Origin of the sequence: Pseudomonas fluorescens, assembly GCF_000802965.1 — a bacterium.
GTDB classification, from domain to species: Bacteria; Pseudomonadota; Gammaproteobacteria; order Pseudomonadales; family Pseudomonadaceae; genus Aquipseudomonas; species Aquipseudomonas fluorescens_A.
In genome coordinates, this window is record NZ_JSAK01000027.1 from 210,981 (window position 1) to 226,667 (window position 15,687).

Here is a 15,687-nt window from a genome sequence, read left to right on the forward strand (position 1 = left end):
ACCCATTTCAAAAGGACGAATACCATGAACACCAATCTGCAACTCGACGCCCTGCGCAGCGCCTACCGCGACGGCAGCCTCACGCCTCGGCAACTGATTTTGAGCCTGCGCGATAAAGCCGCAGCGCTGAACCCGGACTATCACCTGTTCATCCATTTGCTCAGCGGCGAGGAACTGGAACCGTACCTCGCCGCCCTCGACAGTCGCGACCTCGACAGCCTGCCGCTGTACGGCGTGCCGTTCGCGATCAAGGACAACATCGACCTGGCGGGCATACCGACCACGGCGGCGTGTCCGGCGTTTGCCTACGTGCCGGAGCGTTCGGCGACCATCGTCGAGCAGTTGCTGGCACTCGGCGCAATTCCGTTGGGCAAGACCAACCTCGACCAATTCGCTACTGGCCTCAACGGCAGTCGCTCGCCTTATGGCGCATGCCCGAACAGCGTACTGCCGGAATATCCGTCGGGCGGTTCCAGCGCCGGCTCGTCGCTGGCAGTGGCGCTCGGCGTGGCGAGTTTTTCGCTAGGCACCGACACCGCCGGCTCCGGCCGTGTGCCGGCGGCGCTGAACAATCTGGTGGGGATGAAAGCCACAAAAGGGTTGATCTCCACGGCGGGCGTGGTGCCGGCCTGTCGCACGCTGGACTGCGTGACCACGTTTACCGCGACTGCCCGCGAGGCCAGTCAATTGCTGGCGCTCACCGCGCACCTCGACCCACGGGATGAGTACAGCCGCAGCAACCCGATGTGGAATGACGGCTCGGCGTTTGGCGTGGCGCGTCCGTTCCGTTTTGGTGTGCCCCGTGCGCAAGACCTGGAGTTTTTCGGCTGCGCTGAAGGCCCACTGTTGTTCACTGATGCCATCGACCAACTCAAGGCCTTGGGTGGCGAAGCGGTGGAACTGGATCTGTCACCGTTCCTGGAAGCGGCGCGTCTGTTGTACGAAGGCCCGTGGGTCGCCGAGCGCTACAGCGTGGCCGGTGAGTTGATGGAACAGAATCCCGAGGCCGTGCTGCCAGTGATCCGTGCCGTTCTGGCCAAAGCCCCGGTCGTCAATGGCGTGCAAACCTTCCGCGCGCAATATCGGCTGCAAGCGCTGAAAGCCCTGTGCGACAAGGCACTGGAAGGTCTTGATTGCGTGGTCACGCCCACCATCGGCCGCCCGGTCACCCTGGCGGAGCTTGAAGCCGAACCGGTGCTGCGCAACTCGGAACTGGGTTACTACACCAACTTCATGAACCTGCTCGACTACGCCGCCATCGCCGTGCCCAGCGGCTTCATGGGCAATGGCCTGCCATGGGGCGTGACGCTGTTTGGCCGGGCGTTTACCGATCAGTATTTGTTGAGCGTGGCGGACGGCTTGCAGCGCCAGTATGGTTCGAGCGTCCCGGCACCGACGACGGTGGCACGCAATGATCGTGCGCGACTGGTGGTGTGCGGTGCGCATCTGGATGGCCTGGCATTGAACTGGCAACTGAAGCGACGCGGTGCACGGCTGATCGAAACCACCCAGAGTTCGCCGGACTATCAACTGCATGCATTGGCTGGCGGCCCGCCGTTCCGCCCGGGCATGGTGCGGGTCAAGGATGGTGGTGTGGCGATTGCGGTGGAAGTATGGGAGTTGCCGAGCAGCGAACTGGGTTCGTTCCTGACCGGTATTCCGGCGCCGCTGGGGCTGGGCAAAGTGCAACTGGCGGATGGTCGCTGGGAGAGCGGCTTTATCTGTGAGGCTTATGGCCTGGAGGGGGCCGTGAATATCAGTCATCTTGGCGGCTGGCGCGCCTATCTGAAAACCCTCGGCTGAGCAGCCGTTCCCACGTTCGCGTGGGAACGACTTTCAATCATCGCGCGGCAGGTTCAATGACCGAACACATCCACCTTCTTGGCCTTCTTGTCCGCGCGTTTTTCAATGGCGGTTTTCGCCGGTTTTTTCTTCGCTGCTTTCTTTGAATCCATACCTTTGGACATGATCTGTACTCCACACTTACGGGATGTGAGATCAGGTATACACCTATCCTTGAGCGCGCGTTCTTTTATAATCGCCCGCCTTGCACTCCGACAGTCCAGCCCCATGCCCAGCACCCAATACACCCGGCTCGATGAGCCGTTATGGCCGTTGATGAACAAGTTTTATCGCGCCCACCAATCGTCGATGAAAGCGGTTCGCGAAGCACAATTGTGGGTGGCCAGGCGTGACGAAATCGTCGCTGCGCTGTGTCTGCGGCCAGTGGCCGGCGGGCATTGGTTGACGGGATTGTTCGTCGATCCGGCCTGTCGTGAACAGGGGGTGGCCGCCGCGTTGATTGCCGAAGCAGTGAAAGACCTCGAACTGCCGGTCTGGCTGTTCTGCCATCCCGATTTGCGTGGTTTTTATGAACGTCGCGGTTTTACCTTCGATCCGCAAATGCCCTACGCCATGATTGAGCGACTGAGCCGTTACGCGCGCAGCAAACCGATGATCGCCATGGGCTTAGAACCGTTGGTTAGGTCCACCGTCGATAATGTGTGATCGACCCAAGAAAGCCGCGTGCTAGCCTCGCAGTCAACTTTGACTCCGCTCAGGACGCCTCATGAAACCCGCTCTTCTGGCTTTGACGCTGACCGCCCTGCTCGCCCCGATCCTCAGCCACGCCGCCACGCCGACGGTGTCCGCCGAACAATACGCCAAGGTGCTCGCTGGCGATTGGCGCGCACCGGAGAACGTCGCGCGCGATGGCTACCGTCATCCGCAACAGAGTTTGCAGTTTTTTGGCTTGGGCCCGAATCAGACCGTGATTGAAATCACCCCGGGCAATGGCTGGTACAGCGAGTTGCTGGCGCCGCTGCTCAAGGATAACGGGCATTACATTGCGGCGGTTCAGGCGCCGACGGTCAGTGACTATGCGCGCAAGAATGAAGAGAAGCTGAAGAACAAATTCGCCGACGCGCCTGCGCAATACGCCAAGGCCCAGGTGCTGGAGTTCGATCCGAAGACGCCAGCGTTTGGTCAACCCGGTTCGGCGGATACGGTGCTGACCTTTCGCAACGTGCATAACTGGGTACTGGCGGACACGGCGCCGCAGATGTTCGAAGCGTTTTTCAAGGTGCTCAAACCCGGCGGCGTGCTCGGCGTGGTGGATCACCGGGCCAAGGACGGCGCGTCCCTGGAAGACATCAAGCACAGCGGTTATTTGACCACGGCGTTCGTGGTCAAACTGGCCACCGATGCGGGGTTCAAGCTAGAGGAACAGAGCGAAATCAATGCCAATCCGAAGGACACCAAGGACTACCCGGAAGGCGTGTGGACACTGCCACCGGCGTTGACGCTGGGGGATAAGGATCGGGCGAAATATGTGGCGATCGGGGAGTCAGACCGGATGACGTTGCGGTTTGTTAAACCCGCGAAGTAACACCGACCTGTAGGAGCCGGCTTGCTGGCGATAGCGACCGAGAGATCATCGCAAGGCCTCAGGCCCTATCGCCAGCAAGCCGGCTCCTACAGGTTTTTATAATCAATCATCCGCATTCGGATCGAGATCCGGAAACATCACTTCGGTAAAGCCGAACTTGCTGAAATCGCTGATGCGCGACGGGTATAGCCGCCCGATCAGGTGATCGCATTCATGCTGCACCACCCGCGCATGGAACCCCGAGGCGATGCGCACGATCGGTTCGCCCTTGGGATCGAAGCCCTCATAGCGGATGTGCTGATAGCGCTCCACCGCGCCGCGCAAACCGGGCACCGACAGGCAACCTTCGAAACCCTCTTCCAGCGTTGGGCTCAGTGGCGTGATCAGCGGATTGATCAAAATCGTCTGCGGCACCGCTTCCGCGTCCGGATAACGCTCGCTGTGCTCGAAACCAAAAATCACCAGTTGCAGATCAACGCCGATCTGCGGCGCGGCCAGGCCGACGCCACCGACGCTTTCCATGGTCTGGAACATGTCGTCGATCAGTTGCCACAACTCGGGGCTGTCGAACATCTCGGCGGGTACGGGCGGGGCAATGCGCAGCAAGCGCTCATCACCCATTTTGAGAATTTCACGGATCATTTGATGACTTCGTCAGTGGTCGGTTTGATCGAGTGGTCTCGGCCCAGGCCCGATACGTGTTGTTTTGGCTCAACGACCGGGCCGTTCTCGCCGGGGACTTTTTCGCCTGGGTCCTTGCCTTCCCTGGACATGTGCTCGATCACCGCATTCATTTCCGCGCCGAGCAACAGCACCGCGGCGGAAATATAGAAGTACAGCAACAACACGATGATCGCGCCGATACTGCCATACATGGCGTTGTAGTTGGCGAACTCCTTGACGTACAAACCGAAGCCCAGCGAGGCGATGATCCATACCACTACCGCCAGCACTGAACCGGGCGTGATGAAGCGAAACTCTTGTTTGACGTCGGGCATGACGTAATAGATCAGCGCCACGGCGATCATCAGCAGAATCACGATCACCGGCCAGCGCGCGATGGTCCAGAGCGTGACGATGAAGTATTCGAGGCCTACCTGCGCAGCGATCCAACTCATGACTTGTGGCCCGAGCACCATCAGCGCGGCGGCGATCAACAACATGCCGGCGATACCGACGGTGTAGATGATCGACAGCGGAAAACGCTTCCAGGCCGGGCGGCCTTCGACCACATCGTAGGCGGCGTTCATCGCGCTCATCATCAGTCGCACACCGGCAGAGGCGGTCCACAGGGCGATCACGATACCCACCGACAGCAGGCCACCCTTGGACTGCTGAAGCTGGTCGATCACCGGATTCACCTGTTCCAGCGCCTGGGGCGGCAGCACCAGTTCCGATTGCAGGCGCAGCCAAGAGAAGAAGTCCGGCAGGTGCAGGAAGCCGATCAAGGCGATCAGGAACAGAATGAAGGGGAACAGCGAAAACAGCATTTGATAGGCCAGCGCCGAGGCATAGGTCGACATCTCGTCGTCAACGAACTCGGTGACCGTGCGCACCATCACACGGTGGATGGGCAGACCTTTCATGTCCGGAAAAATCATTAGCGTCTCCATTCGCCGCAATCAAAATGGGTTGAAGTCGTGGCGACTCAGGGGCTGTTTTCTACATCAAAGTAGTCTACTTGGCGACTTTGAAACAATTTCCGAGCTCAAGTTCAGGCTGACACAAAAACGGCCATCCGTGGATGGCCGTCGCTTACGCTGATCCAAGGCCGAATCAGGCCTTGTCGACGCCTTTTTTGACTGCGTCCTTGGCTTTGCCCACTGCCTGCTGAGCTTCACCTTTCTTTTCCTGCACCACGCCTTCGGCGCGCATTTTGTCGTTGCCGGTGGCCTTGCCAACGCCTTGTTTGACGTTACCAGCGGCTTCGTTGGCCAAGCCTTTTACTTTATCGCCTGTGCTGCTCATGGTGTTTCTCCTGTGAACATGTCGATGAATAAAGTGGTTACAGAAGGTTGACCGAGGGCATTTGCGCGGAGTTTCATTTATTTTTACCGCGACATTTCATCGATCCAGGCAGGTTAGGCTTTATGTTTGCACGGCAACCCCCGAGAATGCGCAACGTATTCAGGCTTTGGCGCTGAAGATCCAATCCCGTAGGAATGTTATGAAACTCGATAAAAAGCAGGCCATTGCCCGCAGAAATCAGGAACTCGGCGGTGCTGTGCTTGGCGTCAATAACTGCCACTTCACCGAACTGAACCGCAACCGCAACATCTGGTGGTTCGATATTCCGGTCGCGCGCCTGGCCGTTGGTCAGTACGAGTGGATTCACTTGCTGATGCACACGCCGGATACCGACGAACTGCTGCACTTGAAAGTGCCGACGGTGTTCCTGCGCGAGAAGCTCGAAGGCCTGGTGGTGCGCAATCAAGGTAAACGCAAGGCTGCCTTGAGCCTGGAATTGAGCGCCGACAAGGATTCCTACCTGCAGGACATGCGCCCGGCGGGCACCAACGTCAATTTCGCGCCGTTCCGCCAATAAACCCGATCCCCTGTGGCGAGGGAGCTTGCTCCCGCTGGGCTGCGAAGCGGCCCCAAAACCTGCAGCCTTGTTTCGTCAGGAATACTGCGTTCGCCGGGTTTACGGCTGCTGCGCAACCGAGCGGGAGCAAGCTCCCTCGCCACAAGGGCGCCGCATAGCAAAGTCGAGCACCAACAAAAAGCCCCGCATCTGCGGGGCTTTTTGTTTATGCGGCGTTCTTCGCCTTCATCTTCTTCAGTTCTTCATCACGCAATTCCCGACGCAGGATCTTGCCGACGTTGGTGGTCGGCAGTGCATCGCGGAACTCCACCGAGCGCGGAACCTTGTAGCCGGTGACGTTGGCGCGCATGTGCTCCATCACCGTCTCCTTGGTCAGGGTCACGCCCGGTTTGGCGACGATGAAAATCTTGATCGCCTCGCCCGACTTTTCGTCCGGCACGCCGATGGCCGCGCATTGCAGCACGCCTGGCAGGGTCGCCAATACGTCTTCCAGCTCGTTCGGGTACACGTTGAAACCGGAGACCAGGATCATGTCTTTCTTGCGATCGACAATGCGCATGTAGCCGTCCGGCTGGATCAGCGCGATGTCACCGGTCTTCAACCAGCCTTCGCTGTCGAGGATTTCATCGGTGGCTTCCTGACGCTGCCAGTAGCCCTTCATCACCTGCGGACCTTTCACGCACAGTTCGCCGATTTCGCCCATTGGCTGTTCAACGCCGGCATCGTCGACGATTTTGCACAGGGTCGACGGAACCGGAATACCGATGGTGCCGATCTGAATGTTCTGGATCGGGTTGACCGTGGCCACCGGGCTGGTTTCGGTCATGCCGTAGCCTTCGCAAATGGCGCAACCGGTGACCGCTTCCCAGCGCTCTGCCGCCGCCAGCTGCAGCGCCATGCCACCGGACAGGGTGACTTTCAGCGCCGAGAAATCCAGCTTGCGGAAACCTTCGTTGTTGCACAGGGCCACAAACAGGGTGTTGAGACCGACGAAGCCGCTGAACTTCCACTTCGACAGTTCCTTGACCATCGCCGGCAGGTCGCGCGGGTTGCTGATCAGGATGTTGTGGTTGCCGATCAGCATCATCGCCATGCAATGAAAGGTGAAGGCATAGATGTGGTACAGCGGCAGCGGCGTGATCAGGATCTCGCAACCTTCATTGAGGTTGGAGCCCATCAGCGCCTTGCACTGCAACATGTTCGCGACGAGGTTGCGGTGGGTCAGCATCGCGCCCTTGGCTACGCCCGTGGTGCCGCCGGTGTATTGCAGCACCGCGACATCGCCGCTGGCCGGGCTGGCTTCCGTGACTGGTTGACCATGGCCCTTGCTCAACACGTCGTTGAACTTGACGGCTTTCGGCAAGTGATACGCCGGCACCATCTTCTTCACGTATTTGATGACGCTGTTGATCAGCAGTCGCTTGAGCGGTGGCAGCAGGTCGGCCACTTCGGTGACGATCACGTGCTTGACGCCGGTTTTCGGCACGACGGTCTCGGCCAGATGCGCCATGTTGGCCAGGCAAACCAGGGCCTTGGCCCCGGAATCGTTGAACTGGTGCTCCATTTCCCGCGCGGTGTACAGCGGGTTGGTGTTGACCACGATCAACCCGGCACGGATAGCCCCGAAGACGGCAACCGGGTACTGCAACACGTTAGGCAGCTGCACGGCGATTCGATCACCCGGCTGCAAATCGGTATGCTGTTGCAGGTACGCGGCAAAGGCACCGGACAATTCGTACAGTTCACCGTAGGTGATTGTCTTGCCCAGGTTGCTGAAAGCCGGTTTGTTGGCGAAGCGTTGGCAGGATTGCTTCAACACCGCCTGAATATTCGGGTACTCGTCTGGATTGATGTCGGCAGCAATTCCAGCTGGGTACTTATCCTTCCAAAAGTCTTCGATCATGGAAGCCCACTCCTCAGCAACGCGAATTCAATACCGCATTTGATGCGATTATTATTGGTGTTTGGTTATTGGTGAATCTGGGCTTTCATACAGGCCGAGAAGCACAAAACGCGCCGAGAGTAGCAGCTTTGCCAAGGGTCGCCTAGAGCCAAAAGCGGCCTCTACGGTCACTTTTGTGACTCAAGAATAGCAGCCAGTCATTTTAGAGCAAAAAGTCTATACACCCTTGAAAGCCCCGAAAATTGGGGCTTTCGTAGACTGAAAAGCATCGCGGGCAAGCCCGCTCCCACAAATCCCGTGTCGCTCACATGTTATGTGAACAACCCTGAACCTGTGTACAAGCGTGGCTTGCCCGCGATCCGCGCGAAGCGCGGCCATTCATCGATCAAGCGATATCACGCAACTCCCGCCGCAAGATCTTGCCCACCGGCGTCATCGGCAACGACTCTCGCAAGACGATGTGCTTCGGTACCTTGTACGCCGTGAAGTTCTCCTTGCAGTAGGCCTTGAGCTCTTCAAGGCTGACGCCCGCCTCCCGCGCCACCACGAACAACTTCACCGCCTCGCCGGAACGCTCGTCTGGCACACCGATAACCGCGCAGTTGGCGACTTTCGGGTGGGCCATCACCACGTCTTCGATCTCGTTGGGATACACGTTGAAACCCGAGACGATGATCATGTCCTTCTTGCGATCGACAATGCGCACAAACCCGTCCGGGTCGATCACCGCGATGTCGCCGGACTTGAACCAGCCCTCGGCATCCAGCACTTCATTAGTCGCTTCGGGTTTCTGCCAATAGCCCTTCATGATCTGCGGGCCTTTGATGCACAGCTCGCCGCGTTCCCCCAACGGCTGCTCGACGCCTTCATCGTTAATGACCTTCAGCGAAGTGCCCGGCACCGGCAGGCCAACCGTGCCGAGGCGCGACTGGTCGCCGTACGGATTGGTGCAGGCCACTGGCGAAGTTTCGGTCAGGCCGTAACCTTCGGTGATGCGACAACCGGTCAGTTGCTCCCAGCGCTCGGCGGTCGCCTTGACCAGCGCAGTGCCGCCGGAGTTGGTGAGCTTGAGGCTGGAGAAATCCAGGGTCTTGAAATCCGGGTGATCCATCAGCGCGACAAACAGCGTGTTGAGCCCCAGCAACGCCGAAAACCGCCAGTTCTTCAGCTCCTTGATGAAGCCGCCGATGTCCCGTGGATTAGTGATCAAAACGTTGTGGTTGCCGGACACCATCATGCACATGCAATTCGCAGTGAATGCATAGATGTGGTACAGCGGCAGCGGCGCGATCATCACTTCCTGCCCTTCGCGCAACAGCGGCTGACCGTCAGGGCCGAGCTGTTCCAGGCAGGCCCGCACTTGCTGCATGTTCGCCACGAGGTTGCCGTGGGTCAGCATGGCGCCCTTGGCCAGACCGGTGGTGCCGCCGGTGTATTGCAGCACGGCGATATCGTCGAGGCCGACTTTCAGCGGCTTGATGCCCAGCCCGCGGCCCATGCGCAAAGCGTTCTTGAAGGGAATCGCCTGGGGCAAGGAATAGGCCGGGACCATTTTCTTCACCTTGCTCACCAGGGTATTGACCAGCCAGCCCTTGGCGCTGGGCATCAGGTCGCCCATCTTCGCTTCGATCAGGTACTGGATGTCGGTGTCCGGGAGCACTTCCTGGACCTTGGAGCCGAACATATTCAGGTACACCAGCGCCCGGGCACCGGAATCCTTGAATTGATGGCGCATCTCCCGCGCGGTATACAGCGGGTTGGTGTTGACCACGATCAGCCCCGCGCGCAAGGCGCCGAACACCGCGATCGGGTAATGCAGGACGTTGGGCATCTGCACCGCGATGCGATCCCCGGGCACCAGGTCCGTGTGGGCTTGCAGGTATCCGGCGAACGCTGCGCTGTAGCGTTCCAGTTCGGCGTAGGTCAGGGTGACGCCCATGTTGCTGAACGCCGGGCGATCAGCAAACTTCTTGCAGGAACGCTCGAACACCTCGATAACCGACTTGAAGGCGCCCGCATCAATGTCCAGGGGCACGCCGGCCGGGCGCTTGTCATTCCAGAAATCAGGTTGCATTGTTCTTGTCCTCTTTACCTGAGCCTATCCGGGGCCGCTTTCCTGTCTCTGTCATTTCTTGAACGCAGAAAGCAAAAAGCGGAGCTCCACGGACACTAGCAGCTATGGCGAATCAGGCAAATACGCGCACAGCCGTCATTGACCGTGTGAATCTTCCTGCCGTGCCGTGGGCTGATGCCTACGACGCAATGCGCTATACAATGCAACCACCTCGCGCTCCATGCATGGAAAGGAATCGCCATGATCCACGACACGTTCTGGCTGACCACCAGTGATCGCAGCCACCTCTTCGTCAACCAGTGGCTGCCCGCTGACCCGCCCAAGGCAGTGATCCTGCTGGCGCACGGCATGGCAGAACACAGCGGCCGCTATGCGCGTCTGGCGGAAAAGTTCTGCGATCAGGGCTATGGCGTGTACGCACCGGATTTGCGCGGACATGGCAAAACTGCCGAAAACGGGACACTCGGACATTTCGCCGACACCGACGGTTGGGCCAAAGTGGTCGGCGACCTGGCGTGCCTCAATCAGCACCTTGGCCAGCAACATCCGGGTGTACCGATCGTGCTGCTCGGTCACAGCATGGGCAGCTACATTGCTCAGGCTTATTTGCTGCATCACAGCGCCAGCCTGCACGGCGCGATTCTCAGCGGTTCAAACTTCCAGCCCGTCGCGCTTTACCGTGCGGCGCGGCAGATTGCCCGACTCGAACGCCTGCGCCAGGGCCCCAAGGGCCGCAGCGCTCTGATCGAATGGCTGTCCTTCGGCTCGTTCAACAAGAAATTCAAACCGGCGCGTACCCGTTTCGACTGGCTCAGTCGCGATCCGACGGAAGTCGATTTGTACGCCAACGACCCGCTCTGCGGCTTTCGCTGCACCAATCAACTGTGGGTCGATTTGCTCGGCGGGTTGCAGCAAATCAGCAAAGCGTCCAATCTCGCCCAGATCGATCCGGGCCTGCCGTTGCTGGTGATGGGTGGTGAATGTGATCCGGTGAGCGAAGGCAAACGTCTGAAAGATCTGGCCGACGCCTTGCGCGAGGCCGGCAGCCAGACCTTGCAACTGACCATTTACCCGCAGGCGCGGCACGAACTGTTCAACGAGAGCAACCGCGATGAAGTGACCGCCGACGTGCTGGCCTGGATCGCCCAGGCCCTGAGCAATCGCCGGCCACACCGATCCGAATAGTTTTTTTGTGAATTTTTTTATTCGTCACAGGAATTGAGACAGATGACCCAGGTTACCAACACCCCTTACGAAGCCCTCGAAATCGGCCAGACCGCCAGCTTCAGCAAGACGGTCGAAGAGCGCGACATCCAGTTGTTCGCCGCGATGTCGGGCGACCACAACCCGGTGCACCTGGACGCTGACTACGCCGCCAGCACCATGTTCAAGGAACGCATCGCCCACGGTATGTTCAGCGGCGCGCTGATCAGTGCCGCGGTAGCCTGTGAGCTGCCTGGGCCGGGCACTATTTATATCGGTCAGCAAATGAGCTTTCAGAAGCCGGTGAAGATTGGCGACACGCTGACGGTGCGTCTGGAAATCCTCGAAAAACTGCCGAAATTCCGTGTGCGCATTGCCACTCGCGTGTTCAACCAGCGTGATGAACTGGTGGTGGATGGCGAAGCGGAAATTCTGGCGCCGCGCAAGCAGCAGACCGTGACCTTGACCGAGTTGCCGCCGATCAGCATCGGCTGATTCACCGCGCACCTGTGGCGAGGGAGCTTGCTCCCGCTGGACTGCGCAGCAGTCCCATCTTTTGGGGGCCGCTTCGCGCCCCGGCGGGAGCAAGCTCCCTCGCCACAATGATTTCAGCGCTGAACGAACTTAACGCTCACCCTCCTGCACCTGCACGCTCGCCGTCATCCCCGCACTCAAGTTCAACCCTTGCGGCACCTTGTCGAGTTTGATCCGCACCGGAATCCGCTGTGCCAGCCTCACCCAGTTGAACGTCGGCTCCACTTCCGCCAACAACTGGCCATCCGGCGTGGTGTTGCGGTCGGTAATCCCGCGGCTGATGCTTTCAACGTGTCCTTGCAACGCCTCGCCGGCGCTCATCAACCAGACTTTCACCGGTTCGCCGACGCGAATCCGCGGCAGTTTGGTTTCTTCGAAGTACGCCTGCACATAGAAGGTCGAATCGTCGATCAAGGCCATCACCGATTGCCCGGCATTCACGTAATTGCCTTGAGCCAGGCGCAGGTTGGTGATGTGCCCGTTGCGCGGGGCGTGGACCTGACTGCGGGCCAGGTTGATCTCCGCGGCCTTCACTTCGGCCTGGGCCTCGCGCAATTCGCCACGGGCGATGCCGGCGTTGATCTGTGCGTTTTCCCGCAACTCGGCACTGATCGCCTGCGGCCCGAGACTGGCGCGACGACTGGCTTCGCGCTCGCGCAGATTGAGCTGCTGCTGACGGGTCTGCACCACCGCCTGGGCCTTTTCCAGCGCTGCTTCGAAACGGTCGCGGTCGATGCTCAGCAGCAGATCGCCAGCCTTGACCTCTTGGTTGTCGTAAGCCTTGAGCTCACGCACCCAACCCGACACATCCGGAGAAATCACCACCACATCGGCGCGAATGCGCGCGTCGCGGGTCCAGGGGGTCAGCATGTAGTACTGCCACAAATGGAAACCAGCAAAAATCGCCACCGCCACCAGGCACAGGGTTACCGCGACACGTACGGGGGTACGCATGTTCAACTCCTTTATAAAGGTCCGAGGACGACGGTGATCACGGTCAATACACAGACGTACAAGGCGCAATCGAATAATGCTTCATGCCAGATCCAGCGGCTCACCGGTGTCAGTCGCAACAACAGGCGCAAGGCCCCGGTCACCAGCAGCGCCAGCACTACATAAATCAGGAACGGGCTGAGCAGCACGCCGCCCACCGACCATTCACGCAAGCCCATGCACTTCCTCCTGCTGGCGGCACCAGGCACGCCAACTGTTTTGCAATTGCAGCACCGCACCTTGAGCCAGCTTCACCGCGTCGCTGGGGGGCAAGGCGTACAAGGTTTGCAGCAACGCTTCGCTCGGCTCGGCCAAGGCCTCGGCACGATTGCCGGCCGGGCCTTGGCGCAGGACATTTTCCAGATCGTCGAGATAACGCTGTTGCTGCGCCGAGACCGGTGCTTGCGCCACCGCCAGACTCAAGCGCAGGTGCAGCAGTTCGTCGCCGATATCCAGGCCGAGCAAACCGTCGTCCCAACGACTGCGTGCCGGCTCCGGCAGTTCCGGATAGTGACGCGCCAGTTGCAGCAAACGGTCGGCCATGCGCCCGCCGAACCAGCTTTCAGCGCCAGCGAGGTTGCGTCGGGTCAGGCGCACCAGATCATCAAGGGTCGCCACCAACAAACGTCGGCCTTGCCAGGCCGGGTTGCGCAGGATCAGCAAATGGAACGCCAGCACCGCCGCGCCGACTCCGACCACCATGGCTTGCGCGCTGTTGAAGAACGTCGCGACACCGAACTGCATCTGGTTCAACGGCGCGACCAACACAATGAAATGCAGACAAAATGAAGTGGCCGTGGCGCCGATCTCCGGCTTGGCCATGCCCAGCGCGCCGAAAAACAACGGGACGCCCATGCCCATACAGAGCATCGCGAAACTGCTCCATTGCGGCAGCAGAATCTGCCCGACAATAAATGCCGCCGGAATGGCCAGAAAAATACCCTGCATAAAACTCATGCCGATCTGCGCGCCGTTCTCACGGCTGGCAAACAGGCTGCACACCACGCAGGTCAACACCAGCGCACCGGCGGCGGCGGGCCAGGCGGTTGCCAGCCAAAAGCACGACACCACCAAAAAGGCCAGGGCGCTGCGGGCGCCGAAAACCAGGGCCAACGACAGGTCGCGGTGCGGTGTCAGGGTTCTCGGCGGGACCACTGCATCATGGCCCTCCTCCACCGCTTTCAACGCGGCGTTCGCCGCCATGGCGGTGTCCATCAACAACGTGAAGCGGACCAGGCAATAACTCTGTGCGGAACTGATTTTCGGGTCATGGGAGGCACTGAGCAAACGCGGGCGCAACGCTTGCAGGGTCGCGGGATCTGCGCTGTTCAACGCCTCCTGAACCTCGTTCATCCATGGCAGCAATTGCGCAGATTCTTGCGGCTCCAACTGCTTCCACTGCCGACGCACCGAACGGGCAATACGCAGCAGCATTAACAGTTTTTGACTCAAGCCACTGATGGCCCGCGCCCGTTGCCGGCCACGGCCGCCTTCGAACCAGGCGTGTTCACGCTGGGCGTCCACCGCGACGATTCTGCCGAGGATTTCCAACAGACCTTTACGTGCCTGTCCATCGCCGGCCAGGGTCGCCCGCGCAGCATTGAACCCGCTTTGCCAGGCAGCCTTGGCCTGATCCGCCAATTGACGTTCGACCCGCAGCGGCCAGAGCAAGGCACTGCTGGCGGTGGCGCAGATAATGCCCAGGGAGATTTCCGTGCAACGCGCCACGGCCTGATCGAACACGGTCAGCGGATGATTGATAGCCGGCAAGGCAATGATCGCCACCGTGTAACCGGCCAACACAAATGAATAGGACCAGGCACTGCGCAACAGGGTCGAACTGGCCGTGCACAGCCCTAGCCATAGCGCCAGGGCCAACAGGAACAGCCAGGGTGTCTGGGCAAATACGCCCATGAACACCACCGACATGATCGTCCCGACCAATGTGCCCAACAGCCGCGCCAGCCCCTTTTGCAGGACCATCCCGGACAACGGCTGGGCAACGATGAAGGCCGTCATCAACGCCCAGGCCGGTTGCTCCAGGCCCCAGCGCAACGCAAGCCACAGCGCCACGCCCCCGCCGATCAGGGTCTTGATCGCGAATTGCACGGCACGGAGGTCAGGCGCGAACAAAGCCAGCAGGGTGATAGGCACGAAATGAACTCTTGAAAGGATGGTTTAACGATAGACGGCTTCTCCACCGGACCGTCAAAAAACGCGGATTCTGTAGGAGCTGCCGAAGGCTGCGATCTTTTTATCTTGCTCTTCAGCGGACTCAAAGCCGCCAAAAGATCGCAGCCTTCGGCAGCTCCTACAAGGGGTTTCGCAACGATAAACACTAGGCACAAAAAAACGCCAGGCTGGCTGGCGTTTTTGACAGCTTACGAACGCTTACGAGCGTGCGCGAGCCTGGTTACGCAGGGCTTTCACCTGATCGTGATTGCGTTGCACGCCGTGGTACTGACGCTCAACGATGTCACGAATGCCCACCAGGTTGTGCTTGTTGATTTTTTCCATGGCTTCCCGATAAGCCTTCAGCGCATGGTCTTCACCACGCTCGGCTTCGTTCAGCACAGCCTCTTCGTCTTTGCCGGTAAACATCGCCTTCACGTCGACCCAGCGACGGTGCAAATCACCGCTGACACTGGTGGAAGTTTCCGGATCGCCACCCATCGAACGTACGGCGCTCTGCAATTCGGCAGCAGCACTTGCGCAATCCGCCGAGCGTTGCACGAACAGGGTTTTCAGTTCAGGGTGCTTGATGTCTTCAGCGCAAGTCTTGAACCCTTCCTGACCGTCCTTACTGGTTTCAATCAGGTCATTGAGTACAGAGATGGCTTCTTTATTCATGTCGGTCATTTTTCAATTCCTTGCGGTTGATGAAAGATGCAATAGGTATTGCACTCGTCATGCCAGCCTGGAACTGAATAGTAATTCGTTATTTTTCAATAACTTAGTATTTAGATGAAAATCTGTATCCGTTTTATTTGCATGATCTGTCATTTGGCCTGCATGCAGAATGCCTGTATTTTCCAGATTGATTGAAT

General features: G+C 59.3%; 15 protein-coding genes. 6 read left to right on the top strand and 9 right to left on the bottom strand.

The genetic code is table 11. From position 1 onward, the window contains the following. The first annotated feature begins 24 nt into the window (after positions 1 to 24). The 3 genes from atzF to NL64_RS21610 all read left to right on the top strand — a co-directional run bounded on the left by atzF (position 25) and on the right by NL64_RS21610 (position 3,388). A complete protein-coding gene (gene atzF, locus NL64_RS21600; protein WP_034150083.1) occupies positions 25 to 1,803 on the top strand; it encodes an allophanate hydrolase in 1,779 nt (592 codons plus the stop codon). A 267-nt stretch (positions 1,804 to 2,070) separates the two neighbouring features. Beyond that, entirely contained in the window at positions 2,071 to 2,508 is a 438-nt protein-coding gene (locus tag NL64_RS21605) for a GNAT family N-acetyltransferase (RefSeq protein WP_034150084.1), read from the top strand. 61 nt (positions 2,509 to 2,569) lie between these two features. Further along, positions 2,570 to 3,388: a class I SAM-dependent methyltransferase gene (locus tag NL64_RS21610; protein WP_034150085.1), complete on the top strand. Its 819-nt coding sequence runs from the start codon at positions 2,570 to 2,572 to the stop codon at positions 3,386 to 3,388. A gap of 102 nt (positions 3,389 to 3,490) precedes the next feature. On the opposite strand, the gene def is transcribed toward NL64_RS21610, so the two are convergent. From def to NL64_RS21625, 3 genes are all read right to left on the bottom strand, one after another. Beyond that, the gene (gene def, locus NL64_RS21615; RefSeq protein ID WP_034150086.1) at positions 3,491 to 4,030 is read right to left on the bottom strand and encodes a peptide deformylase; all 540 of its coding nucleotides are present in this window, start codon (positions 4,028 to 4,030) and stop codon (positions 3,491 to 3,493) included. Next, positions 4,027 to 4,989: a YihY/virulence factor BrkB family protein gene (locus tag NL64_RS21620; protein WP_034150087.1), complete on the bottom strand. Its 963-nt coding sequence runs from the start codon at positions 4,987 to 4,989 to the stop codon at positions 4,027 to 4,029. Before NL64_RS21620 ends, def begins: the two co-directional genes overlap by 4 nt. 175 nt (positions 4,990 to 5,164) lie before the next feature. Beyond that, positions 5,165 to 5,356 (bottom strand): CsbD family protein, encoded by a 192-nt coding sequence (locus NL64_RS21625; protein WP_034150088.1) that lies wholly within the window; start codon positions 5,354 to 5,356, stop codon positions 5,165 to 5,167. Positions 5,357 to 5,555: 199 nt separating this feature from the next. Between NL64_RS21625 and NL64_RS21630 the strand changes: the two genes are divergently transcribed. After that, positions 5,556 to 5,933: a hypothetical protein gene (locus NL64_RS21630; protein WP_007990351.1), complete on the top strand. Its 378-nt coding sequence runs from the start codon at positions 5,556 to 5,558 to the stop codon at positions 5,931 to 5,933. 205 nt (positions 5,934 to 6,138) lie between these two features. Here the strand turns inward: NL64_RS21630 and fadD1 are convergent, their stop codons facing one another. After that, positions 6,139 to 7,836 (bottom strand): long-chain-fatty-acid--CoA ligase FadD1, encoded by a 1,698-nt coding sequence (fadD1, locus tag NL64_RS21635; protein WP_034150089.1) that lies wholly within the window; start codon positions 7,834 to 7,836, stop codon positions 6,139 to 6,141. Positions 7,837 to 8,221: 385 nt separating this feature from the next. Further along, positions 8,222 to 9,910, bottom strand: coding sequence for a long-chain-fatty-acid--CoA ligase FadD2 (gene fadD2 / locus NL64_RS21640; protein WP_034150090.1), 1,689 nt, complete (start codon positions 9,908 to 9,910; stop codon positions 8,222 to 8,224). 240 nt (positions 9,911 to 10,150) lie between these two features. Here fadD2 and NL64_RS21645 point away from each other — a divergent pair, with 240 nt between their 5' ends. Both NL64_RS21645 and NL64_RS21650 read left to right on the top strand, forming a co-directional pair. Continuing rightward, a complete protein-coding gene (locus NL64_RS21645) occupies positions 10,151 to 11,095 on the top strand; it encodes an alpha/beta hydrolase (RefSeq protein WP_034150091.1) in 945 nt (314 codons plus the stop codon). Positions 11,096 to 11,137: 42 nt separating this feature from the next. Beyond that, on the top strand, positions 11,138 to 11,608 hold the full coding sequence (locus NL64_RS21650; protein ID WP_034150092.1) for a MaoC family dehydratase: 471 nt from the start codon (positions 11,138 to 11,140) through the stop codon (positions 11,606 to 11,608). 129 nt (positions 11,609 to 11,737) lie between these two features. Here the strand turns inward: NL64_RS21650 and NL64_RS21655 are convergent, their stop codons facing one another. The 4 genes from NL64_RS21655 to NL64_RS21670 form a co-directional block, all read right to left on the bottom strand. Further along, on the bottom strand, positions 11,738 to 12,601 hold the full coding sequence (locus NL64_RS21655; protein WP_034150093.1) for an efflux RND transporter periplasmic adaptor subunit: 864 nt from the start codon (positions 12,599 to 12,601) through the stop codon (positions 11,738 to 11,740). A gap of 11 nt (positions 12,602 to 12,612) precedes the next feature. Continuing rightward, on the bottom strand, positions 12,613 to 12,819 hold the full coding sequence (locus NL64_RS21660) for a DUF1656 domain-containing protein (protein WP_020797026.1): 207 nt from the start codon (positions 12,817 to 12,819) through the stop codon (positions 12,613 to 12,615). Continuing rightward, complete coding sequence (locus NL64_RS21665; protein ID WP_034150094.1) at positions 12,806 to 14,794, bottom strand: FUSC family protein; 1,989 nt, start codon at positions 14,792 to 14,794, stop codon at positions 12,806 to 12,808. The genes NL64_RS21660 and NL64_RS21665 overlap by 14 nt, the downstream gene beginning before the upstream one ends. Positions 14,795 to 15,031: 237 nt before the next feature. Next, positions 15,032 to 15,499: a ferritin-like domain-containing protein gene (locus NL64_RS21670; RefSeq protein WP_034150095.1), complete on the bottom strand. Its 468-nt coding sequence runs from the start codon at positions 15,497 to 15,499 to the stop codon at positions 15,032 to 15,034. Between the last annotated feature and the right edge of the window lie 188 nt (positions 15,500 to 15,687).